We start from the raw sequence: 23,532 nt of genomic DNA on the forward strand, positions 1-23,532 counted from the left end.
AAGGGAAGGCAGCCATGTCCGCATCGGGTCGCTCCGCCGTACGGCGGGCCGGACGGATCCTGACCGGGTTCGGTGCGCTCGTCGTGCTCTGCGGGGTGCTGGCCGGCGGGCCGGTGGCGCTGCTCGCCTTCGCCGGAAACCCGCTGCCGGACCATGTGCCCACCCTCGCCGAGGTCGGCGCCACCCTGACCAGCCGCGACGACGGACGGCTCTTCCTGCGGGCGCTGGCGGTGGCCGGCTGGTTCGGCTGGGCCACGTTCGCTCTCTCCGTGCTGGTCGAGCTGGGCGCGCAGGCGCTGCGCCGGCCGGCGCCCCGGCTGCCCGGGATGAGCCGCCAGCAGCGCGCCGCGGCGGCGCTGGTCGGGTCGGTCGCGCTGATCGTCGCCGCCGCCCCCGCGGCGAGCGCCGCCACGGTGGCTGCCATGGAGCCGTACGGCCAGTCGGCGCCGCCGGCCGCGCTGGCTTCCCCCGCGACCTCCTGGCAGTCGGTCGCGTCGACCGCGCTGCCGCCGAACGCGGCCGGGCCGGCCGCCCGGGCGATGTCCGGGGGCGACGCGCCCGTCTACCGGGTGGCGAGGGGCGACTACCTCGGCGCCGTCGCCGAGCGCTACCTGGGCGGGTTCGCCGACTACCGCGAGCTGGCCCGGCTCAACCGGCTGGACGACCCGGACCGGATCCGCCCCGGGCAGTTGCTGAAGTTGCCCGAGCGGGCCAGCGACCGGGGTGCTCGCCCGCACGCCACCGGCCGGCTGGTCGCCCGCCCGGCCCGGCCCGCACCCCCCGGTCACGCCACCACCGGCCAGGCAGCCCCCGGTCGGGCAACTCCCGGCCAGGCCGCTTCCGGCCAGGAGACGTCGGGCAAGGCCACACCGGGTCGAGCGACGCCGGAAAAGGCCACACCGGGTCGAGCAACTCCGGAAAAGGCCACACCGGGTCGAGCGACGCCGGAAAAGGCCGGGTCGGGCCGGACCGCACCGGGCCAGGCCCCGGGAGACCCGGGGCAGCGGCAGCCGGGGGCGGAGGCGCCCGGTGCCCCGGTGACGGTGGGGGCGGCCCGGTCGGGCGCGCCCGACCGGGTGAACCGCCCGCTGGCGGTCTCCGCCGTGCTCGCCGTGGCCAGCATCGTCGGCGCCCAGATCGGCGCGGTTCTTGGCCTGCGCCGTCGCCCGGCCACCGTCCGCGCCGGCTCCAGCGGGGCCGGGCGGGGAGGCGGTGCGGCGCCGGCAGGCGGTGCGGCGGCGGCACGCGGCGCAGCCGTGAGCGGTCAGGCGAGGGCACACGCGAGCGTGGCCGGAGAACTGCCGGTGGGCCGGCACCGCCGAGACTAGCCCCGGCCGGGCCCAACGGGCTGCAACTGGCCGCCTTCGCGGGCGTGGTGGCGCTGCGTCCGGCATGCGCGTGACGCTCCGGCGCGACGCTCCCGACGCCCGCCTCCGTGTCGGCGCCGAACACCCGCACGAGCATGATGACTCTCAGGCATAAATATGCCTGAGAGTCATCACTCTTGCCGTCGGGTGGCTGGGGGAGCCCAACCCGCCGGGGCGCAAGCCGGAGGCGGCCGCGGGACCTTCATGCGGTCCGGCGTTCCCATTCGGCCAGGTCCATCGCGCCGGACAGCCGCGCGGGCATAAGGCACGCCGCGCCCGCGCCGGGCCAGCCGCCAGATCCTGGTCGGCTCGCGCCCGCGCTGGGGTCTGCCGGCTTCGCCGCTCTGGCCCCACGGCAGCCCCGCGTACCGCCGCTCAGGGCAGCCGGGCCTCCAGCACGCCCTCGCGCACCCGGGTCGGCAGGATCTGCTGGTCGTTGCCGGACGGGCCGTGCACGACCTCGCCGCCGTTGAGCCGGAACGTGCTGCCGTGCCACGGGCAGACCACGCACTCGTGCCCGTTGACCACCTGCACCTCGCCCTGGCCGAGCGGGCCGCTCTGGTGCGGGCAGCGCTCCAGCATCACCGTGACGTCGTCGCCGTGCCGGTAGAGAATCACCGACACGTCGTCGATCTCCCGGGTGAGCAGTTGTCGCTGCGGCAGGGTCGCCAGGTCACCCAGCGGGTGCCAGCCGCCGCTCATCCGGTGCAGCTCGGAGATGCTCTGGTTGACCTGCGCACCCTGCTTGTACGCCAGGTGCCCGCCGATGTAGGCGCCCATGCTCGCCGCGCTGAGCCCCATCATGCCGAGGGCCCGGCCGAGCCCGTGCCGGCCGCGGAGGCGCGCGCTCACCGAGCCGGCGTAGAACACCAGCGCGACGCTGTTCGACGCGGCGTGCACCAGGCCGACCCGGCGCTGGTCGGGAGCGAGTGCCGCCCAGTCGTTGAGCCCGGCGACCGCCGCCGGCAGGGCGCTCACCGTGCCGACCGCGGTCAGCGTGGTGGCCGCCCGCTGCTGCCCGGGCAGCACGTCCAGGATGGCCGCGCTGATCCAGGCACCCACCGGCACCTGCACCATCGCCGGGTGCAGCGGGTGGCCCAGCCAGACGCCGTGCAACAGGTCGCGAACCCGCTGCGGGCGCAGGGTCGCCTGGACGGCGCGCTGCAACCGGTCACCGACCCGGTCCAGCCGGGTGTTCTGCTCAATCTTCGTCAACAGTGCTCGCACCCGTACCGACTTCCCGGCGTTCGCGGTCGCAAACCGGTCGCCGGTGACGGATCCGCAGCGGCGCGTGACGACCGGGCGCCGGCTCCGCAACCCGGGCGGCCGTGGGGTCAGCCGGCCGGGGCCACCCAACGGTCGTGATGGATCGCGTCGGCCAGCGGGCGCTTCCGCCGCCAGCCGTGCCGGGCCAGGTCGGGCACGGACTCGAGATGGGTGACCGGGCCGAGGCAGAGCCAGGCCACCGGCCGGATGCCGGCCGGGATACCGAGCAGGTCCGCCAGCCACGGCTCGCGGTAGAAGGACACCCAGCCGACGCCGAGCTCCTCGGCGGTGGCGGCCAGCCAGAGGTTCTGGATGGCCAGGCAGACCGAGTAGAGCCCGGTGTCGGCGATGGCGTGCCGGCCCAGCACGGCCGGCCCGCCGCGGGCCGGGTCGTAGGTCACCACGATCGACAGGCTCGACTCCAGCACCCCGTCGATCTTGATGCGGCCGAACGTCTCGGCCGCCGCGCCGTCCAGCGTGGCGGCGAACGTCTCACGCTCGGTGCGCACGTGGTCGTGGAAGCGCCGCCGCAGCTCGGGGTCGCGGACCACGACGAAGTCCCAGGGCTGGGAGTAACCGACGCTCGGCGCGGCGTGCGCCGCGGTGAGGATCCGGTGCAGGGCCTCCTCGGGCACCGGCGCGCCGGTGAACTGGGCGCGCACGTCCCGGCGGCGGTGGATGACGTCGTACAGCTCGGTGTTCAGGGCAGGCTCCCGCTGCGCTCGGCCCACGCCCGCGCGTGGGCACCGGACGCGAGGCCGGTCTTCGGACTCCCGGATCGACGCCTGGCCGTCCGCCTTCCCGGCCCTCGGGCCAGTGGCTGCGCTGCTGCGCGTGGACGGTGGCTCCCCGGTCACCGCGGCGGGCCCGTGCCGGATTTCCACCGGCTTCCCGATTCTCCCCGCTCGCGCAGGGCACCTCGCATGATCGTGCCGTCGGTGATGCTAGCCCCGCGCCCGGTCGCCGGGCACCGGCCGGGTGCCCACTGGCGTGCCGACAGCGCCGGGGGCATGCTGTCCCGATGGGCGTACGGGTCGAGCGTGACGGGCCGGTGACCACGGTGATCCTGGACCGGCCGGCGGCGCGCAACGCGGTCGACGGGCCGACCGCCCGGGCGCTGGCCGACGCGTTCCGCGCCTTCGACGCCGACCCGGACGCGGCGGTGGCCGTGCTCTGGGGCGCGGGCGGCACGTTCTGCTCCGGCGCCGACCTGAAGGCGATCGGCACCCCGAGCGGCAACCGGGTCGAGGCGGAGGGCGACGGCCCGATGGGCCCGACCCGGATGACCCTGACCAAGCCGGTGATCGCCGCCGTCTCCGGGTACGCCGTGGCCGGCGGGCTGGAGCTGGCGCTCTGGTGCGACCTGCGGGTCGCCGAGTCCGACGCGGTGCTCGGGGTGTTCTGCCGGCGCTGGGGAGTGCCGCTGATCGACGGCGGGACGGTCCGGCTGCCCCGGCTGATCGGCGAGAGCCGCGCGATGGACCTGATCCTCACCGGCCGGCCGGTGCCGGCCGCGGAGGCGTACGCCATGGGGTTGGTGAACCGGCTGGTCGGGCCGGGTGAGGCGCGGACGGCCGCCGAGCGGCTGGCCGCCGAGATCGCCCGGCACCCGCAGACCTGCCTGCGCAACGACCGGGCCGCGGTGCTCGCCGGCGCGGGCCTGCCGGAGCCGGCGGCGCTGGCCACCGAACTGGCGTACGGGATGGACTCGCTGGCCGTCGACGCGGCGGCCGGGGCGGCCCGGTTCGCGGCCGGCGCGGGCCGGCACGGCGCCCCGGCCGACTGACCCGGTCCTGCCGCGTCACGAGGGTCGGCCCGCAACGGCGAACGCCGCCGGGAGGGCGGGTCCTCCCGACGGCGCCCGGGTCGTGCCGCGTCAGCTGCGGTTGATGGTGAAGGTGGACGTGGTGTTGCGGATGTCCTGCCAGTTGTCGGTCAGCCGCAGGTTGACGAAGGTGGCCGAGCCGACGGCCGGGCCCTGGCCCGCCTCGGGCATCTCGTTGACCCAGATGCCGAAGCCCGACTTGGCGTCGAACGCGTCACCGCTGCGCCGCGCCCCCGAGATCGACACGTTGGTGAAGACCGTGTCGGTGATCGGGTTCTCCGGCTGACCCCCGGTGTACTTGGTCTGGAACATGATCCCGGAGTACGTCGGGTCGACGATGTCCACGTCGGACACCCGGATGCCGCGGAACTCCTTGGACGCCGAGAAGACCCAGATCGCCGGGAAGGTCTGCGCGCCCCAGAAGTGGCCGCCGGCCCGGATCAGCGAGATGTTCTGGAACTGCGTCGGCGGGCTGGCCCCGAAGCCGATGAACGGGTAGCCGAAGTCCAGCGAGCTGATCGTGATGCCGGAGTACGTCAGCATGTCCGCGATGTAGAGGTTGCGGAAGATGTTGTCGTAGCCGCCGTACACCGCGATCCCGGCCGCCCGCCAGGTCAGCGTGGCGGTCAGGTTCTCGAAGACGTTGCCGTGGTTGGCCGTCGCCCCGCCCTGGTCGACGGCCGAGAAGAGCGCGAACGCGTCGTCCCCGTTCGACCGGCCTTCGGAGTTGCTGACCAGGTTGTTCGTGCTGCCGTTGGTCATGTTCACCGCGTCGGCGAAGGTGTTCCGGAAGCGGCTGTTGGTGATCTTCAGGCCGCTGACGCTCACCCCCCAGTACGCGCAGACGGTGTGCTCGACCCAGACGTTGTCCAGGGTCATGTTGTCGACGTCCTTCAACTCGCCCCAGACCTTGCCCGGCCCGTCGATGCGGTTGGTGTAGTTGCCGAAGAAGGCCAGGTGCTCGAAGGACGACCCGCTCGCCGAGGGCTCCACCCGGAAACCGGCGTCGGTGTTCTGCTGGCCGGTCGGCGTCTGGAAGCGGGTGAACCACATGCCCGCGCCGACCACCTTGACCGGCTTGCCGTAGACCTGGAACTTCTGCGCGGTCTCGTACGTGCCGGCGGGCAGGTAGACCCCGACCAGGGTGCCGGTGGTGTCCATCCGGACCGCGTCCAGAGCGTTCTGCACATCCTGATGACTGAACCCGTTCGGCACCCGGTACCGGGTCGGATCCGGGTTGGCCCGCTGCGCCACCTGCTCCAGATTGACGAAGTCGATGGCGTACGTGGTGCTGTTCGCCGGGTCCTTCTGGAGCCGGATCCGGCTGCCCGCGGGGATGGTGGAGTTCAGCAACACGTTCGCCTCGTCGTAGATGTGCCGGGGCGGCCCGGCGCTCGGCGAGTCGCTCGGGCTGGCCTCCGCGCCGTACAGCCAGATGTGCTTCGAGGTGAGGCTGATCGGCTTGTGCAGGACGCCGTTGACATAGATGTTCAACGTCGAGTCGATCCCCCCGCCGCCCGGCGCGTCCGGGATGGAGAAGCGGGTGACCAGGGCGTTGGCCGGGGCCCGGGTGGTCCACTCGACGTAGGCGCCGGTGCTGTTCAGGGTCACCGCCCGCCGGCCGGACGCCTCGCCGGCCAGGTCGCCGATGGTCCGGTTCGGCCCGACCACCTGCGCCCCGCCGCCGACCGAGCCCTCCTCGGCCTCGTACATGTCGTACGGCAGGTTGGCGCCGCGGCCCACGAAGAGCGACCGCTCGCTGGTGTTGTTCTGCCGCTTCACCGGCAGCTCGTTGGCGTCGTCGGCGAGCACCACCCGGACGGTGTACCGGCCGTTGGCCGCGGTCCAGGTGCCCAGGTTGACCGGGCCGGCGCTCGCCCCGGCGGCGATGGTGCCGCTGTACGAACCGGTCAGCGTACGGACCACGGCGCCGGTGTCGTTGAGCACGGTCAGCGTGATGCCGTGCGCGCCGCTCGCCGAGGCGACCGTGCCCTGGTTGCGGATGGTCACCGCGAAGCTGACCGTGGCACCCGCGCTCGGCGTGCCCGGTGACCAGATCACCGCCGAGGCGACCAGGTCGGAGCTGGCCACCGGGCTGACCGTCAGCGGGCTCGGGCTGGTGTGGCTGTTGTTCGCCTCGTTCTGCTCGATGACCGTGTTCGCCTCGTCGACCGTCGCGCCGAGCGGGTAGCTGCCGGCGTTACGCGGGCCGATGTTCGCCGAGACGGTGGTCGACGCGCCGGCCGCCAGGGCACCGACGGTGGCCGTGCCGACCTTCGTCGTACCCAGGTGGAAGCCGACCGCGGTGGCGGCGGAGGCCGCCGTGCCGGCGTTGCGCACGGTGGCGGAGAGGGTGATCGCGTCGGTCTCCACCGGCGCGGCGGGCGCGGCGGTGATCCCGGTGATCGTGAGGTCCGGGTTCGGCGCCGGCACGCCGATCACCTGGAACTCGGCGACCTGCCCGTTGGACGAGCCGGAGTTGGCGGTGAACTGGAGCCGGACGTCGGCGGCCGTCGCCGACACCGGGATGGTCACCGTGTTGCTGCTGGCCGGGCTGAACGAGTACGTCGCCGAACCGACCAGCGTGCTGAACCCGGACCCGGACTGCTCCCGGCCGAGCACCTGGAACGTCTGCGTGCGCGGCCCCCAGACCGGGTCGGGGTTCAGCTTCACCACCAGCGCGCTGATGCTCGCGTTCGCGCCCAGCGCGACGGTCAGCGTGCTCGGGTACGCCCCGGGCGCGCCCTCCCAGTAGGTGGTGACGTCGTCGTCGTTGGCGTTGGCGGCGGTGAAGACGTGCACCACCGAGGACGCGGTGATCGGCTTGTCCACGGCGAGATTGCTGCCGCCCGGCGTGCTGCCGGTCCGGGTCACCGTGTTGCTGTTCGCCGACACGTTGCCGGCCGCGTCCCGGGCCCGGACGAAGTACGAGACCGTGGCGCCGGCCGGCTGGCTGTCGGTGTACGTCAGCGTGGTCCCGCCGACGCTGCCCCGCAGCGCGCCGTTGGCGTAGACGTCGTACCCGGCCACCCCGACGTTGTCGGTGGACGCCGTCCAGGTCAGCCGGATCTGCCCGCTCGCCGGCTGGGTGTACCCCAGGTTGCCCGGCGCGGTCGGCGCGACCGTGTCGCCGGTGTTGCCGGTCCGGGTCACCGTGTTGCTGTTGGCTGACTGGTTGCCGGCCGCGTCCCGGGCCCGGACGTGGTAGGAGACGGTGGCGCCGGCCGGCTGGCTGTCGGTGTACGTCAGCGTGGTCCCGCCGACGCTGGTCCGCAGGACGCCGTTGGCGTAGACGTCGTACCCGGTCACCCCGACGTTGTCGGTGGACGCCGTCCAGGTCAGCCGGATCTGCCCGCTCGCCGGCTCGGTGTACGCCAGGTTGCCGGGCGCGGACGGCGGCTGGGTGTCCCCGGTCGCCGGCCCGTAGACCTCCAGCTCGGAGAGCTGCCCGGCGGGCCAGCCGGTGTTGGCGGTGAAGAGCAGCCGCAGGTAACGGGTGCTGGCCGCGGTGAACGTGATGGTCACGGTGTTGTTGGCGCCCGGGTTGAACGCGTACCCGGCCGACGCGACGATCGTGCTGAAGGTCGAGCCGTTGGTGCTGCCCTGCACGGTGATCGTCTGGGTGCGGGCGTTCCAGCCGGCGGGCAGCTTGAGCACCAGCCGGTTGACGCTCACCGTGGCCGCGAGGTCGACCTGGAGCCACTGCGGGAACGCGTTGTTCGCGCTCTCCCAGTAACTGCCCTGGTTGCCGTCGTTGGCGTTGCCGGCGACGTAGACGTCCGCGTGGGCGCTGGCGGTCATGGTCCGGCCCGCCGCCAGGTTCGCCGACGAGGTCGCCGCGCCGTACACCTCCAGTTCGCCGAGCTGGGCCGCGGCCCAGCCGGTGTTGGCGGTGATCACGACCCGGACGTACCGGGTGGTGGTGGCGGGGAAGTCGAGCGTGACGGTGTTGCCCTCGGCCGGGCTGAACCCCCGGCCGGCCGAGGCGACGATGGTGCTGAAGCCGCTGCCGTCCGCGCTGCCCTGCACCGACAGCGTCTGGGTGCGCGCCTCCCAGCCGGCCGGCAGCTTCAGCTTCACCTGGTCGACCGACTGGCCGGAGCCCAGGTCGACCTGGGCCCACTGCGGCAGGGCGCCGCTGCTCTCCCAGTAGGTCGACGGGTTGCCGTCGGTGAGGTTGGTCGCCACGTACGGGCCGTTGACGCTGCTGGCCGCGGCGCTGCGACCGGCGGCGAGGTTGGGTCCGCCGGCGGCGACGGCCGGCGGCGCGGGCGCCGCGGTGACGGCGAGGCCGAGCACGGCGAGCGCCGCGACGACCCGGGTACGGAATCTGGACATGGTGGGGGGACACCTTCTTCCGGGGGACGTGGAGAGGCGTGTGCGGGGGTGTGGTGCGGTGTGGTGCGGCGTGGGCGGGGCCCCGGTCGGCGTACGGGGCCCCGCCCACACGTCAGGTGGCGTGGATCTCGAACTCGGCGAGCTGGCCGGCGGGCCAGCCGGTGTTGCCGGTGACGGTGACCCGGACGTACCGTCGGTCACCGGCCGGCACGCCGATCGAGACCGTGTTGCCGCTGGCCGGGTCGAAGGTGCGGCCGGCCGGCGCGGCGAGCGTGCTCCACGACGAGCCGTCGGTGGAGCCGAGCACCGACAGCGTCTGGGTACGGGTCTGCCAGGCCGCGGACGGCGGCAGCTTCAGCACGATCCGGGCGACCGGACGGGCGGCACCCAGGTCGACCGTCAGCGACTGCGGGAAGGCGTGGTTGGCGCTCTCCCAGTAGGTGTTCGGGTTGCCGTCGACCGCGTTGGCGGCCACGTACACGTCGGCGTGGCTGGTCCCCGCGACCGGGCGGCCGAGCGCCAGGTTGCCGGTCGGTGGCGGTGTCGTGGTGGGGGGCGGGGTGGTCGGTGGCGGCGTGCCGCCGCCGTACACCTCGAACTCGGAAACCTGGCCGGCCGGCCAGCCGGTGTTGCCGGTGACGGTGACCCGGACGTACCGCCGGTCACCGGCCGGCACGCCGACCGAGACGGTGTTGCCGGCGGTCGGGTCGAAGGTGCGGCCGGCGGAGCCGGCGAGCGTGCTCCACGACGAGCCGTCGGTGGAGCCGAGGATCGACAGCGTCTGGGTGCGCCGCTCCCAGCCGGCGGGCAGTCTCAGCACCACCCGGTCGACGGCGCGCGCCGCGCCCAGGTCGACGGTGAGCGACTGCGGGAAGGCGTTGTTGGCGCTCTCCCAGTAGCTGGCGGCGTTGCCGTCCACCGCGTTCGCCGGCACGTAGTTCTGGGTCGAGCCGGTGGCGGTAACCGGCCGGCCCAGCGCCAGGTTTCCGCCGCTGGGCGGCGGTGTGGTCGGCGGCGGCGTGGTGGTCGGGGGTGGGCTGGTGGGGCCGCCGCCCCACTGCGGCTCCGGCCACGGCCCGCAGTACGGGGTGGGCGTGTACCAGCCGGAGTTGCCGGCGCCCTGGGTGATCTGGAAGCCGCTGCCGACGCAGTTGTGGATCGGGTTGGCCTGGGCGATCCCGGTGGCCCGTACGTTGGTGAACGACACCTGGCTGGGCGCCTGCACCTGGAGGGCGTACGTGCCGGCGCCGTCGATGCGTACGTTGGTGAAGCTGATCCCGCTGGTGGCGCCCTCGATCCAGTGCAGCGCCGCGTACGAGCTGTCCAGGATGTCGGTGTCGGTGACGGCGATCGACGCGCCCTGGATCGGCTCGTTGAGCGCGGAGAACCAGATCGCGCCGACCCCGAAGCGCCAGTTGTAGTCGGAGTTGCCGTTGCGGATCAGCGTGTTCCGGGCGACGGTGATCGTCCCGGCGACGGCGGTCGGGCCGTTCACCCCGGGATAGCGGTTGGCGACGTGGATGCCACCGCCGTTGGTGACCGAGTCGGCGGTCACGTTGTCGGTGATCTTGATGTCCCGCCCGCCGTAGGTGACCAGGTGGTTGGCGAGGATGGTCACGCCGATCGTGTTGAAGGTGAAGGAGTTGTTGACGTTCGGCACGCTCTGCGCCCACATGGCGAGGGCGTCGTCGCCGGTGTTGCGGACGAAGGTGTTGGTCACCGTGGAGTTGGTGACGCCCCAGTGGAAGTTCACCCCGTCCGCGGTCTGGTCCAGGATCCGGCTGTTGCGGATGGTGAAGTTGTCCATCGGGCCGTCCATCCAGGCGCCGACCTTGGTGTGCTGCATCCAGACGTTGTCCACCACCGAGTTCGACATCGCCCCGCCGATGGCGTTGACCTGGTCCTCATCCACCCGCTCCCGGATGTCGCCGATGATGGCGAAGTCGCGCAGGGTCACGTTGCGGCTCGGGCCGCCGGCCTCGTGCGGGCGGATCCCGCCGCTGTAGCCACCGCCCGGCACGTACTTGCCGTAGATGCCGGCGGCGCGCTTGCGGTCGGTGGGGTGCCGGCCGCCGAGCACCGAGTACCAGGGCCCGGCCCCGCGCAGGGTCACCCCGTCGACCACCACGTGGTCCCAGAGCGTGAAGGTGCCGGTCGGGATCCAGACCGCCCGCCCCTGGGCCCGGCCGGCGTCCACCGCGGCCTGGAACTTCGCGGTGGAGTCGGTGGCGCCGGTCGGGTCGGCGCCGAAGTCGGTGACCACGTCGAGGACACCGGCGGGCTTGGTGATCGGGTCGCCGACCAGCTCGAAGTCGGCCAGGTCGATGGTGAAGGTGGGCGACTGGGCGGTCGAGGAGACCTGGAGCCGGATCTTCGTGCCGGCCGGGTAGGTGGTGCCGAACATGGTCCGGGTCTCGTCGTAGAAGTGGTGCGGGTTGGTGTCGCCCGGGTTGTTGTTGAACGGGTAGCCGCCGTAGTACCAGCCGTACCGGGAGGTCACCGGCACCGCCCTGACCAGGGCGCCGTTGGCCCGCAGGTCGATGCTGGCGTCCCGGCCGGTGCCGGCGGCGTTGTCCGGCAGGCTGTACCGGAAGGTGACCGCGTTGGCCGGCGCGGTGAGGGTGAACTCGACGTACTCGCCGACCGCGTCGAGGGTGACCGCCTCCCGGCCGGAGGCCTCGGACGGCAGCGTGCCGTACCGCCGGTCCGGGCCGATCTTCGTGCCGGTGTGCGCGACCTCCTCGGCCTCGTGCTCGACGAAGGGGACGGTGGCGCCCCGGCCGGGAATGTCGAACGGGGAGAGCCCGGCCGCCTGGGCCGGGGTGGCGGTGCTGGTCAACGCGATGACGGTGAGCGAGGTCGCGGTGAGGGCGGCGCCGGCGAGGGCGGCGACCCCGGTGCGGAGCCGGACTGTTCGGGGTGGGTGCGGGGTGGCGGTGGCGTAATCGGGCATGAGCTGGGCTCTCCCTTTCGTCGTGGTCCAGATCCCCCGTGCGGTGCGGTGGCGCTGGGGCGACGTACCTCCTTCCGGGTGCGGGCCGGTGGGGGCCGGCGGGTGGGCGCGGTGCCGGCGGGCGGGACGGGCCGCCGGCACCGCGGGTGGTCAGGCCGGTTCGGGTCCGGCCGCGGTCGGTTCGGCGGTACGCAGCCAGACGGCGGTGTCCGGCGGGAGCAGGTCGTCGTCGAGCGGGCCACTGGCCAGCAGCCGCCCGGTGTGCGGGGGTAGCGGCACCGCCGTGTCGGAGAGGTTGACCAGGCAGGTGAAGCCGGGCGGGCGGTGGTAGGCGAGCACCCCGGACGGGGCGGGCAGCCAGGTCATCTCGCCGTCGCCGAGCGCCGGCTCGGCCCGCCGGATGGCGATCGCCGACCGGTACAGCTCGAGCATCGAGCGCTCGTCGCCGGTCTGGGCGCGGGCGGTGCGGTCCTTCCAGTCGGCCGGTTGGGGCAGCCAGGGGGCCGCCGTGGTGTCGTCCGGGCTGAAGCCGAACGGCGGCGTCTCGCCGGACCAGGGGATCGGGACGCGGCAGCCGTCCCGGCCGGGGTCGATCCCGCCGGAGCGGAAGAACATCGGATCCTGCCGCAGCTCGCGCGGGATGTCCTCGACCTCCCAGAGCCCCAGCTCCTCGCCCTGGTAGACGTAGGCGGCGCCGGGCAGGGAGAGGGAGAGCAGCGCCGCCGCCCGGGCCCGCCGGGTGCCCAGTTCCAGATCGGTGGCGATCCCCTCCCGCTTGGCCGCGAAGCTGAACGTGGTGTCCTCCCGGCCGTACCGGGTGACGTGCCGGGTGACGTCGTGGTTGGAGAGCACCCAGGTGGCCGGGGCGTCCACCAGGGCGTGCGCGGCCAGCGTCGTGTCGATGCAGGCGCGCAGGGCGTCCGCGTCCCAGGCGCAGCCGAGGAAGTCGAAGTTGAACGCCGCGTGCAGTTCGTCCGGGCGCAGGTAGTTGGCGAACCGCTGGTGGTCGGGGAGCCAGACCTCGCCGATCAGCGCCCGCTCGCCGGGGTAGCCGTCGGTGATCCGCCGCCAGTTCCGGTAGATCTCGTGCACCGCGTCCACGTCGACGAACGGGTTCGGCCCGTCCGGCGTCGCCTCGGGCAGCGTCGGGTCCTTGGCCAGCATCGCCGCGGAGTCGATCCGGATGCCGTCCACGCCCCGGTCGAGCCAGAACCGCAGGATGTCCTCGAACTCGGCGCGCACCCGGGGGTGGTCCCAGTTGAAGTCCGGCTGCTCGGGCGCGAAGAGGTGCAGGTACCAGTCGCCCGGCGTGCCGTCCGGGTTGGTGGTGCGGGTCCAGGTGTCGCCGCCGAACGGGGAGACCCAGTCGGTGGGCTTGCCGGAGCCGTCCGCGCCGCGGCCCGGACGGAACCAGAACAGCTCCCGCTCGGGGGCGTCCGGGCTGGCCAGTGCCGCCTGGAACCACGGGTGCGCGTCCGAACAGTGGTTCGGCACCACGTCGACGATGGTCCTGATGCCCAGCGCGTGCGCCTCCGCGATCAGCGCCTCCGCCTCGGCCAGGGTGCCGAAGACCGGGTCGATGTCGCGGTAGTCGGCCACGTCGTAGCCGGCGTCGGCCATCGGGGAGGGGTACCAGGGGCTGAACCAGATCGCGTCGACGCCGAGGCCGGCGAGGTACGCCAGGCGCTGCCGGATACCCGCGAGGTCACCGATCCCGTCGCCGTCGGCGTCGGCGAAACTGCGCGGGTAGATCTGGTAGATCACCGCGCCGCGCCACCACCGAAGGTCGTCTACTGTGGACACGAGCACCTGCTTTCTGCGTCGGTACGTCGGCGGGTTCGCCGGACCTGGATGTGTCGGGCGAACGGTCGTCGTTCGCCGCGGAGGTCGCGCCGCTGGTGCGCCGGCGCGGTCGGCCCCTCATCGAGCCCGCCCCGGGCCGCGCTGCTCAACGTCCGCATCGTCGGGCTATCCCTTCAGGCTGCCGGTGGTCAGGCCGGACATGATGTTCCGCTGGAAGATCAGGAAGACGATGACGGTCGGGATCGCGGCGATGACCGACGCGGCGACCACCACGTTCATCGGCGTACCGCCCGAGAAGGCGTAGATCCCGACGCTGACCGTCCGGGTCTCGGGCGACGGCATGACCAGCTTCGGCCAGAGGAAGTCCTTCCACACCGCGGTCACGGCGAAGATCGAGACCACGCCGAGGATGGGGCGCGACATCGGCAGGATGATCGACCAGAGCGTGCGCAGCGGCGTCGCCCCGTCCATCAGGGCCGCCGCCATCAGGTCCTCCGGAATCGAGTCGAAGAAACGCTTCAGCAGGAAGATGTTGAACGCGTTCGCGACCAGGGGCAGCCAGATCGCGAACGGCGAGTCGAGCAGGTTGAGGTGCAGGATCGGCAGGTCGATCACGGTCACGTACTGCGGGACGATGAGGACCATCGCCGGGATCATCAGGGTCGCCAGCATCAGGCCGAGGATCACGTTGCCGAGCACCGGTCGAAGCTTCGACAGGGAGTACGCAGCGGCGGTGTCGAGGACGAGTTGGAACAGCACCGCGCCGGCCGCGTAGTAGAAGGTGTTGAACAGCAACTTGGCGAGGTCCAGGTTGTTCCACGCGTCGACGTAGTTCTGCGGCTGGGGATCCTTCGGGAACAGCGACGGCGGGGTCTGCGCGATCTCCTGGCCGGACTTGAGCGCGCCGGTGACCATCCAGTAGAGCGGCCCGAGGAAGACGAGCGTGAACACCACCACGACGACGGTGAGCAGCGCCCAGTAGATCGCCCTGCCGCGTCCCCGCCGGAGCTGGGCGTGGGAGATGAGCGTCCGGGTCCCGGTGTCCTGTGCCATTCCTCGTCCGTCCTAGTCCTGTTTCGCGGTCAGCCGCACGTACACGGCGGAGAAGGCGGCCAGCACCACGAGCATGATCACGCCGAGCGCCGCGGCGCCGTTGAGGTCGTTCTGGAAGAACCCGTGCTGGTAGATGAGGTACGCGACCGAGGTCGCCGAGTCCTCCGCACCCGCGCCGTTGGCCAGGATCAGTGGTTCGATGAACAGCTGCATGGTGGCGACGATCTGCAGCATCGCCAGGAGCAGGAGGATCAGCCGGGTCTGCGGGATGGTCACGTGCCGGATCCGCCGCCAGATCCCGGCGCCGTCGAGCTCGGCCGCCTCGTAGAGCTCGCCGGGGATGTTCTGCAGCGCCGCGAGGTAGATCAGCACCGCGCTGCCCATGTTCATCCAGGTCGACGCGAGCACCATCGCCGGCATCGTCATCTCGGGGGACTGCATCCACTGCGATGTGGGCAGGTGCAGTGCCTTGAGGATCGCGTTGAAGAGCCCCGCCTCGCTCGGGTCGTACGCGTAGAACTTGAAGAGGAAGAGCGCCGAGGCCGGCGGCAGCATCACCGGCAGGTAGACCAGGATCCGCAGGTACCCCTTGGCGTGGCGGAACTCGTTGAGCAGGATCGCCACGAAGAACGGGACGGCGTACCCGAGGACGAGCGCGAGGACCGTGAAGTAGAACGTGTTCCGCCAGGCGGTCCAGAAGCTGGGGTCGTCGAGGATGCGCTGGTAGTTGTCCCAGCCCACCCAGGTGGTCTCGCCGCGCCGGGTGCGCTGGAAGCTCATCACGACGCCGCGGACCATCGGGTACCAGGAGAAGACGGCGAAGCAGAGGACGGCACCGATCAGGAACGCGTGCCCGGTCAGGTTGTCCCGTACCTTGCGGCCGAGGCTCGTCCGCCGCGGCCCTGCCGGGGACGGCGGGCGGCGCGTCTTCCTGGTGGTCCCCGGAAGGGTGGTGATCGCCAAGACAACTCCTGCGAAGTCGGTGACCGGACGGTGCGGCGCGGCTGGGGTGGGGGCCGGCGCGCCGGCCCCCACCCGTCGGGTCAGCTCTCGGCCGCGAGGAGCTGGTTGACCTTGTCTTCGGCCGTCTTGAGGAGCGCGTCGATGTTCGCGTTCGGGTTCGTCAGGACCCCGGACATCGCCGCGTCGAGCACCGCGTAGATCGCCTGCGCGTTGCGTGGTTCGCCCTTGATCGGGACCGGGTTCGTCTCGAAGACCGCGAAGTTCGCGGTGTCCACGTTCGCGTTCGCCTTGCGCAGCTCGAGCTCCTGCTTCTGCGCCTCACTGCCGGCCGCGAAGAGCAGCGGCTGGGGCAGGCCGACCGGGTAGTTCTGCGGCTTGGCCCGGACGTAGTCGAACTGGCCCTTGCCCGGCGTCAGCTTCTGGTACGCGATCCACTTCAGACCCGCCTTGACCTGCTCGGGCGCGAGGCCCTTCTTGAAGAAGTAGCCCTCGCCGCCACCGAGCGTCGCCTTCGCCGGGCCGTCCTGGCCGGGCAGCGGGCCCATCGCCCAGTCCTGGAACTTGCCCTGGAACTGGCTGACGATCGCCTGGGTGGTGTCCGGCGCGCCGATGAACATGCCCACCTTGCCCGCGGCGGCGTTGGTCAACAGGTCGCCCCACTGCAGCAACTGGCGGCTGCCCATGCTGTTGTCGCCGTACCGCATGTCCTTGAGGTTCTGCAGGACCTGCTTGCCCATCGCGTTGTTGAAGTCGGCCTTCTTGCCGTCCGCGGTCAGCACCTGGCCGCCCTGGGAGTAGAGCAGGGAGGTGAAGTGCCAGCCTCCGGTGTTGCCGGCGCTGTACTCCGCGTAGCCGGCGACGCCGTTGCCGAGCGCGGAGATCTTCTTGGCCGCCGCCCGGACCTCGGGCCACGTCCTGGGCGGGTTGTTCACGTCGAGCCCGGCCTGCTGGAACAGGACCTTGTTGTAGACCAGGCCCATCGAGTAGTTCTTCACCGGGACGCCGTAGAGCTTGCCGCCGTCGCTGAAGACCTCCTTGAGCGCCGGGTCCACGCTGTCCCAGGTCGGAATCGTCTCCTTGCTGGCGAACTCGGTGATGTCCATCGCCTGGCCGGAGTCCAGCACCTGCTGGAGATCGGTCATGTACCCGTAGAAGACGTCGGTCACGGTGCCGCCGGCCAGCCGGGCGGTGAAGTCCGGCGGGTTGTTGCACTGCTCGCCGACGCTCACGCTCTTGATGACGATGTCCGGGTTCTGCCGCTGGAACTCCGCGACATCGTCGTTCCAGTTCTGCAACAGCTCCTTCTGGGAGCCGACCGGCTGGCAGTCGACCGTGATGGTGACCTTGCCGCCGGCGTTCGAGTCGTCGTCGTCGCTCTTGGTGGAGCATGCCGTGGGGCTGAGCCCCAGGCCGGCCACGAGCGCTAACGCCGCAGCCTTCCGGTACTGCGGTACGGACATCTGTCCATCCCTTCGGGAACGGGTGTCTCCATGACCTTCGCTGACCTGCGGTGACCGTCACCGCGACGATGCGCTGCTACTGCTCTATCCGCCCCGCGACCTGACCCTCCGTAGCTGGGCCGGGGCCAGGTGTGAGTGGAGTCACTGTAGCGAGGAGGACTCATCGCCGCAAGATTTCGATCTGGTTTTGAAAGGATGCGACTTTCATGAGGTAGATCTCGACAGCAGCTGAGGGCTGCCGAGAATCCCGGCTTCCCGTCCCTTCGCCGGGACCGATCCGTGGAGACACGGTGGTGGCTTCGAGCCACCGCTGCGCCCCGGGTCGCCACTCGGCGTCGGCAACGACGAAACGGCCGCCGACCGCGGGCGGCGGTCGACGGCCGGAGCGTCGGTTCAGTCGGGGCGGCTGCTCGGTGGTCTCAGTCAGCGTCGAGTGCGATGGCCCGACGGCGGGAACGGTGGCCGGCGGGCGACCCGGTCGGGGTGGCCCCGGTCAGCGGCCGGGGGCGGGCGCGGTGGAACCGCGGACCACCAGTTCGGGCTCGAACAGCAACTCGTCGTGCAGCACGCCGGCCCCCTCGATCTGGGTGACCAGCAGGTCCACCGCGGCCTGCCCCATCGTCTCGATCGGCTGCCGCACCGTGGTCAGCGGCGGGTCGGTGCAGGTCATGAACGCGGAGTCGTCGAAGCCGACCACCGACACCTCGGTCGGCACGCTACGCCCCAGCCGCCGGGCGGCCCGGATGGTGCCCAGGGCCAGCACATCGCTGGCGCAGATGATGCCGGTCACGCCCCGCTCGACCAACTTGGTCGCGGCGACCCGCGCCCCTTCCATGGAGAAGCTGGAACGCTCGACCTGCTCCGTGACGTCGGTCCAGCCCGCGGCCTGGACCATCGCGTCCAGCTTGCGTCGGGACGGCACGTGCCCCTCCGGGCCGAGCACCATCCCGATCCGCTCGTGCCCGAGCGAGCGCAGGTGCCCGTACGCCTGCTCCACCGCCACCGCGTCGTCCGTGGACACCCGCGGGAAGCCCAGCTCGTCGACGCCCGCGTTGACCAGCACCACGGGCAGCCCCCGGTCGGTCAACCGGCGGTAGTGCTCGTGCGGCGCGTCCGCCAGAGCGTACGAGCCACCGGCGAAGATGACCCCGCTGACCCGGTGGTCCAGCAGCATCTCCACGTAGTCGGACTCCGAGACGCCGCCGATCGTGCGGGCACAGAGCGCCGGGGTGAAACCCCGCTGGGCGAGCGAGCCGGTGACCACCTCCGCGAGTGCCGGGAAGATCGGGTTCTGCAGTTCGGGGAGGACCAGGCCGACCAGCCGGGCGCGCTCACCGCGCAGCTTGGTCGGGCGCTCGTAGCCGAGCACGTCCAGCGCGGTGAGCACCGCGGTGCGGGTCGCCTCGGAGACACCACCGCGGCCGTTGAGCACCCGGCTCACGGTGGCCTCGCTGACGCCCGCCTTCCGGGCCACCTCGGTCAGCCGTTTCGTCACGGCCGCAATCGTACGTCTTCACGCTGCAAGAATTGAACAGCCCTCTGCCGTGCGATGACTCGACGACGTCAGCCGGGCTACGACAGCTTGCGCAACGCGTCCTCGATCGCCCGGTGGAAGGTCGGGTACGCGTAGATCATGTGCCGGAGCTGGCTGAGCGGCACCGCCGCGTGCACCGCCACCACCAGCCCGGAGAGCACCTCGCCACCGGCCGGGCCGGCCGAGGTGGCCCCGATCAGCACCCCCTGGTCGGCGTCGGCGACCAGCTTGATGAACCCCTCGTTGCCGACCTTGTGGATCCAGCCCCGCGCCGAGGACGCCAGCGGCGTGACGCCGACCTGCACGTTGACGCCCCGGTCCCGGGCCTGCTGCTCGGTGATCCCGACCGCGCCGACCTCCGGGTCGGTGAAGGTGACCCGGGGCAGCGCCCGGTAGTCGGCCCGGGGAACCGAGCCGGCCGACCCGCTCGACCCGGTGGCGCCGAGCGCGCTGACCGCGCCCATCGCACCGCCGACCACGCTCGCGGTGCCGCTCGGGTCCGCCCCGGGCTGCGCGCGCCGGAAGCGGTCGAGCACGTCGGCCACCACGATCGCCGCCTGGTACATCGCGACGTGGGTGAACGCACCCTCCCCGGTCACGTCGCCGACCGCCCAGATCCCCTCGGTGACGTGCAGCCGGTCGTCCACCGGCAGGTACCGCCGGTGGGTGTCCACCCCGACCGTGTCCAGGCCCAGCTCCTCCAGGTGGGCGCGGCGGCCGGTCACCACCAGCAGCCGCTCGGCGGTGAACTCCGCCCCGCCGGCCCCGTGCAGGGTGAAGGTCCGCCCGTCGTGGCTGACCCGCTCGGCGCGTACCCCGGTGTGGATCTCCACCCCGTCCGCGCGCAGCGCCGCGGCGACCACCTCGGACGCCTCCGGCTCCTCGGCGGCGAGCACCCGGTCCAGCGCCTCGACCACGGTGACCCGGACGCCGAACCGGGCGAAGACCTGGGACAGCTCCAGCCCGATCGCCCCGCCGCCGAGCACCAGCAGCGACTCCGGCAGCTCCTCCACCTCGATCGCCTGGTGGTTGGTCCAGTACGGAGTGTCGGCCAGCCCGTCGATCGGCGGCACCGAGGGCCGGGTGCCGGTGCCCAGCACGATCGCGTGCCGGGCCTGGAAGACCTGCTCGCCGACCCGGACCCGGCCCGGGCCGTCCAGCCGGCCGCTGCCCCGGACGAACCGGCCGCCCCGGTCGGTGAACCGCCGCACCGCGACGGTGTCGTCCCAGGTGTCCGTGGCCTCCTCGCGGATCCGCTTGGCCACCGGCGCCCAGTCCGGCTGGACCTGGGCCGTGCCGGCCAGCCCGTCGATCCGGCGCGCCTCGGCGATCGCGTTCGCCGCCCGGATCATCATCTTGCTCGGCACGCAGCCCCAGTAGGGGCACTCCCCGCCGACCAGATCCCGCTCGACGCCGACCACGCTGAGCCCGGCCTCGGCGAGTCGCCCGGCCACCTCCTCGCCGCCGACGCCGAGCCCAACCACGACCACGTCCACCTGCTCCGGCTCCGCCACCCCGTCAGCATCCCCCAGCTCGTCTGCGCGGACCAGCGACCGCGGCGAAATGGGTGGCCGAATCCCCCGGGCGGCGCGGCGGCCCGCCCGCCTACCGTGGCCGGATGCGCGCACGCTTCGCCCCCGTCCACGACTGCTTCGCCGACCTCCTCGCCACCGGCCGGGAGACCGGGGCCGCCCTGACCGTCTGGTCCGACGGCCACCCGGTGGTCGACCTGGTCGGCGGGGAACGCGCCCCGGGCCGGCCGTGGCGGCCGGACACCCTGGTCAACGTCTACTCGGTCGGCAAGCCGCTGGCCGCGCTCTGCCTGCTGATGCTGGTCGACCGGGGCCGGCTCGACCTGGACGACCCGGTCGCCGCGCACTGGCCCGGCTTCCGCACCCCGGCCACCGTGCGGCAGGTACTGAGCCACACCGCCGGGCTGCCGGTCTTCCCGGTGCCCCGGCCGGCCAGCGCGGTCGCCGACTGGGAGCTGCTCACCGGCGACCTGGCCGCCGCCGCGCCGGAGTGGGAGCCGGGCACCGTCGCGGGCGAGCACGCCTGGACGTACGGGCACCTGGTCGGCGATCTGGTCCGGCGGGTGGACGGGCGGCGGATCGGCCGGTTCCTGGCCGAGGAGGTCGCCCGCCCGTGGCGGCTGGACCTCGGCTTCGGCCTGGCCGAGGCGGACCAGCGACGCTGCGCCGAGCTGACCTACGGCGACCCGGAGTGGCCGCGCCGGGCGGCGGGCGAGCCGGGATCGCTGCGGGCCCGGGCGGTGGACAACCCGCCGGGCGGCCGGGACCTGGCGGTGGTGAACAGCCCGCTCTGGCGGTCCGCCGAGGTGCCCGCGGTCAACCTGCACGCCACCGCGGCCGCCCTGGCCCGCTGCTACGCCGGCCTGCTCGCCGGCGGCGTCCTCGACGGCGTCCGGCTGTTCAGCCCGGAGCTGGTCGCCGAGGCGACCCGGGTGCAGTACGACGGCCCGGACCTGGTGCTGGGCCGGCACACCCGGTGGACGCTGGGCATGCAGTGGGAGGAGGACGGCAGCTGGGGCATGGGCGGGATCGGCGGCAGCTCCGCCTGGGCCGACCCGGAGCGCGGCTACACCTTCGCGTACGCCACCGCGCGGCTCGCCGAGCACGACCGGGTCGAGGCCCTCGTCGACGCGCTGCACACCTGCCTCTGACCCCGCCCGCCCGCGCAGGGACGCTCAGGCACGCGTTCGGGGCGCCCGGCCGGCGCGGGAAGGGACGCTCAGCCGACCCGGGAAGGGACGCTCAGCCGACCCGGGAAGGGACGCTCAGGCGACCCGGGCCGGGACGCGGGCCGGCCCGGGGACGACCACCGGGGTGCCGGCCGGCGTGCGCAGCGCGCGGGCGGCCACCGCGAGCCGGCGCCGCCGCGGCACCACGGCCCGGCGGGCGAAGACGTCGTAGTCCTGCGCGGCCACCTCGTCGAGGATCCCCCCGTAGAGCGCGTACGCGGTGCGCATGCAGGCCTGCGAGGCGGGGGCGAGCAGGGTGATCCCGGGAGCCGCGGCGGCGTAGTGCGCCCGGGCGCGGTCCACCTCGTACGCGACCAGTTCCCGGATGCGCGGCGTGGCACGGCCCCGGGCGCGGGCCTCGACCAGGTCCCGCCGGGTCACCCCGAACCGGGCCAGGTCCTCGTCCGGCAGGTAAATCCGCCCCCGGTCCAGGTCCTCGCCGACGTCGCGGACGAAGTTGGTGAGCTGGAAGGCGAGGCCGAGCTGGCGGGCCGGCTCCCGGGCGGCGGCCGGATCGGAGCTGCCCAGGATCGGCAGCATCATGGTGCCGATGACCGCCGCCGAGCCCTCCATGTAGTCGAGCAGCTGGTCGTAGCTGCGGTACGAGGTGACCGTCAGGTCCATCGCCATGCTCTTGAGGAAGGACGCGAAGTCGTCCCGGTCGAGGTCGAACACGGCGATGGTGTGCAGCACGGCGGGGAGCAGCGGGTCGTCGACCGGCTCGCCGTGCAGGCCGGCGACGAAGCGACCGGCCCAGTCGTCCAGCCGGGCCGCCCGCGCGGCCGGCGGCAGGTCCTCGGTGCGGTCGACGATCTCGTCCGCGTAGCGGGTGAAGCCGTAGAGGGCGTGAACGTGCCGCCGTTTCCACTCCGGCAGCAGGCGGGTGGCGAGATAGTAGGTGCGACCGTGGCGTCTGTGCAGCTCACGGCAGCGGTCGTAGGCAGCGGTGAGATCGATGTCCACCGGCCCTCCTCAGAATCGACGCACCAATCGACGCAACTCACCACCCTAGGGTACGCTCAGCCGCATGGCCAACGAGGCACCCGCGGGTAATGCGCTCCGCACCGCGCCGGCAGATTCGGCCGGCGGGGACGGGCCGGTCCGCGCCGTCCTGGCCACATACACCCGCGAGCTGGTCACGGCGTTGGACGACACCCTCGCCGCCTTCCTGGCCACCGAGGTCGAGGCGCTGGCCGCGATCGACCCGGCGATGGGCGGGTTCGCCGCCACCGCGCGGGACTGCGTGCTCGCCGGTGGCAAGCGGATCCGTCCGACGTTCGCCTACTGGGGCTGGCGCGGAGCGTCCGACGGCGCCGAGCCGCTGCCGCCGGTGCTGCCGGCGCTCGCCGCCCTGGAGCTGCTGCACACCTTCGCGCTGGTGCACGACGACCTGATGGACGCCTCGGCGACCCGGCGCGGCCGGCCCACCGCGCACGTGGCGCTGGCCGCCCAGCACGTCGCCGCCGGCCACCGGGGCGACCCACGCCGGTTCGGCGAGGCGGTCGCGGTGCTGATCGGCGACCTCTGCATGGTGTGGGCCGACCAACTGCTCTCCCGCGCGGCCCTGGCGCCGGCCCGGCTGCTCGAGGTCCGTCGCTGCTACGACCAGATGCGGGTGGAGACCGTGGCCGGGCAGTACCTCGACGTGCTCGGCGAGAACGACACGGCGGGCTGGTCGGTCGACCGGGCGCTGCGGGTCGCCCGCTACAAGACCGCCAGCTACACGGTGCAGCGGCCGCTGCTCTTCGGCGCCCACCTGGCCGGCGCCGGGGCCGACGCCGCGCTGCTCGCCGCCTACACCCGATACGGCCTGGCCGTCGGCGAGGCGTTCCAGCTCCGCGACGACCTGCTCGGCGTCTACGGCGACCCGACCACCACCGGCAAGCCGGCCGGCGACGACCTGCGCGCCGGCAAGCCGACGGTGCTGCTCGTGCTGGCCCGGCAGCTCGCCACCCCGACCCAGCGCCGGGCGCTGGACCGGGCGGGCGCGGACAGCGGCGACCGGGAGGTTGCCCGGCTGGCCGAACTGGTGGCCGACACCGGCGCGGTCGACCGGGTCGAGCGGATGATCGCCGACCGGGTCGCCGAGGCGCTCGCCGCGCTCGGCGACGCGTCGATCGACGAGGCGGCGCGGACCGCGCTCACCGGGCTCGCCGGCACCGCCACCCAGCGGCGGGCATGATGGGCAACTTCGTGGAGGAGGCGATCA

15 protein-coding genes and 1 riboswitch are annotated in these 23,532 nt (G+C 72.9%); of the genes, 4 read left to right on the forward strand and 11 right to left on the reverse strand.

Annotation, left to right across the window (positions count from 1 at the left end; all coding sequences use genetic code 11):
* Positions 1-14 precede the first annotated feature (14 nt).
* Positions 15-1,328: a LysM peptidoglycan-binding domain-containing protein gene (locus AC1WTP_RS02960; RefSeq protein ID WP_481647692.1), complete on the forward strand. Its 1,314-nt coding sequence runs from the start codon at positions 15-17 to the stop codon at positions 1,326-1,328.
* Positions 1,329-1,742: 414 nt separating this feature from the next.
* Here the strand turns inward: AC1WTP_RS02960 and AC1WTP_RS02965 are convergent, their stop codons facing one another.
* Together AC1WTP_RS02965 and bluB are read right to left on the reverse strand one after the other, a co-directional pair.
* Positions 1,743-2,594, reverse strand: a complete 852-nt coding sequence (locus tag AC1WTP_RS02965) for a Rieske (2Fe-2S) protein (RefSeq protein ID WP_481647693.1) — start codon at positions 2,592-2,594, stop codon at positions 1,743-1,745.
* Positions 2,595-2,701: 107 nt separating this feature from the next.
* On the reverse strand, positions 2,702-3,337 hold the full coding sequence (gene bluB / locus AC1WTP_RS02970) for a 5,6-dimethylbenzimidazole synthase (RefSeq protein ID WP_481647885.1): 636 nt from the start codon (positions 3,335-3,337) through the stop codon (positions 2,702-2,704).
* A 35-nt stretch (positions 3,338-3,372) separates the two neighbouring features.
* A riboswitch (cobalamin riboswitch) is annotated at positions 3,373-3,565 on the reverse strand.
* Between the two features lie 89 nt (positions 3,566-3,654).
* Between bluB and AC1WTP_RS02975 the strand changes: the two genes are divergently transcribed.
* Positions 3,655-4,419 (forward strand): crotonase/enoyl-CoA hydratase family protein, encoded by a 765-nt coding sequence (locus AC1WTP_RS02975; RefSeq protein WP_481647694.1) that lies wholly within the window; start codon positions 3,655-3,657, stop codon positions 4,417-4,419.
* 90 nt (positions 4,420-4,509) lie between these two features.
* Here AC1WTP_RS02975 and AC1WTP_RS02980 read toward each other — a convergent pair whose 3' ends face one another.
* From AC1WTP_RS02980 to AC1WTP_RS03015, 8 genes are all read right to left on the reverse strand, one after another.
* Positions 4,510-8,796, reverse strand: a complete 4,287-nt coding sequence (locus AC1WTP_RS02980; RefSeq protein WP_481647695.1) for a discoidin domain-containing protein — start codon at positions 8,794-8,796, stop codon at positions 4,510-4,512.
* A 112-nt stretch (positions 8,797-8,908) separates the two neighbouring features.
* Positions 8,909-11,749 carry a galactose-binding domain-containing protein gene (locus tag AC1WTP_RS02985; protein WP_481647696.1) on the reverse strand — a complete coding sequence of 947 codons (2,841 nt, stop codon included), beginning with the start codon at positions 11,747-11,749 and terminating at the stop codon, positions 8,909-8,911.
* Between the two features lie 150 nt (positions 11,750-11,899).
* Entirely contained in the window at positions 11,900-13,552 is a 1,653-nt protein-coding gene (locus AC1WTP_RS02990) for a glycoside hydrolase family 13 protein (RefSeq protein ID WP_481647697.1), read from the reverse strand.
* 165 nt (positions 13,553-13,717) lie between these two features.
* Positions 13,718-14,605: a carbohydrate ABC transporter permease gene (locus AC1WTP_RS02995; RefSeq protein ID WP_481647698.1), complete on the reverse strand. Its 888-nt coding sequence runs from the start codon at positions 14,603-14,605 to the stop codon at positions 13,718-13,720.
* Between the two features lie 12 nt (positions 14,606-14,617).
* Positions 14,618-15,568 carry a carbohydrate ABC transporter permease gene (locus AC1WTP_RS03000; protein ID WP_481647699.1) on the reverse strand — a complete coding sequence of 317 codons (951 nt, stop codon included), beginning with the start codon at positions 15,566-15,568 and terminating at the stop codon, positions 14,618-14,620.
* An 80-nt stretch (positions 15,569-15,648) separates the two neighbouring features.
* Positions 15,649-17,028 carry an ABC transporter substrate-binding protein gene (locus AC1WTP_RS03005; RefSeq protein WP_481647700.1) on the reverse strand — a complete coding sequence of 460 codons (1,380 nt, stop codon included), beginning with the start codon at positions 17,026-17,028 and terminating at the stop codon, positions 15,649-15,651.
* Between the two features lie 493 nt (positions 17,029-17,521).
* On the reverse strand, positions 17,522-18,523 hold the full coding sequence (locus AC1WTP_RS03010) for a LacI family DNA-binding transcriptional regulator (RefSeq protein WP_481647701.1): 1,002 nt from the start codon (positions 18,521-18,523) through the stop codon (positions 17,522-17,524).
* Positions 18,524-18,600: 77 nt separating this feature from the next.
* Positions 18,601-20,076: a dihydrolipoyl dehydrogenase family protein gene (locus AC1WTP_RS03015; RefSeq protein ID WP_481647702.1), complete on the reverse strand. Its 1,476-nt coding sequence runs from the start codon at positions 20,074-20,076 to the stop codon at positions 18,601-18,603.
* A gap of 104 nt (positions 20,077-20,180) precedes the next feature.
* Between AC1WTP_RS03015 and AC1WTP_RS03020 the strand changes: the two genes are divergently transcribed.
* Positions 20,181-21,245 (forward strand): serine hydrolase domain-containing protein, encoded by a 1,065-nt coding sequence (locus AC1WTP_RS03020; RefSeq protein WP_481647703.1) that lies wholly within the window; start codon positions 20,181-20,183, stop codon positions 21,243-21,245.
* Positions 21,246-21,359: 114 nt separating this feature from the next.
* On the opposite strand, the gene AC1WTP_RS03025 is transcribed toward AC1WTP_RS03020, so the two are convergent.
* Complete coding sequence (locus AC1WTP_RS03025) at positions 21,360-22,286, reverse strand: phytoene/squalene synthase family protein (RefSeq protein WP_481647704.1); 927 nt, start codon at positions 22,284-22,286, stop codon at positions 21,360-21,362.
* 64 nt (positions 22,287-22,350) lie between these two features.
* Here AC1WTP_RS03025 and AC1WTP_RS03030 point away from each other — a divergent pair, with 64 nt between their 5' ends.
* Positions 22,351-23,505 (forward strand): polyprenyl synthetase family protein, encoded by a 1,155-nt coding sequence (locus AC1WTP_RS03030; RefSeq protein ID WP_481647705.1) that lies wholly within the window; start codon positions 22,351-22,353, stop codon positions 23,503-23,505.
* Positions 23,506-23,532: the final 27 nt, after the last annotated feature.

This window comes from Micromonospora sp. R311 (assembly GCF_056780015.1).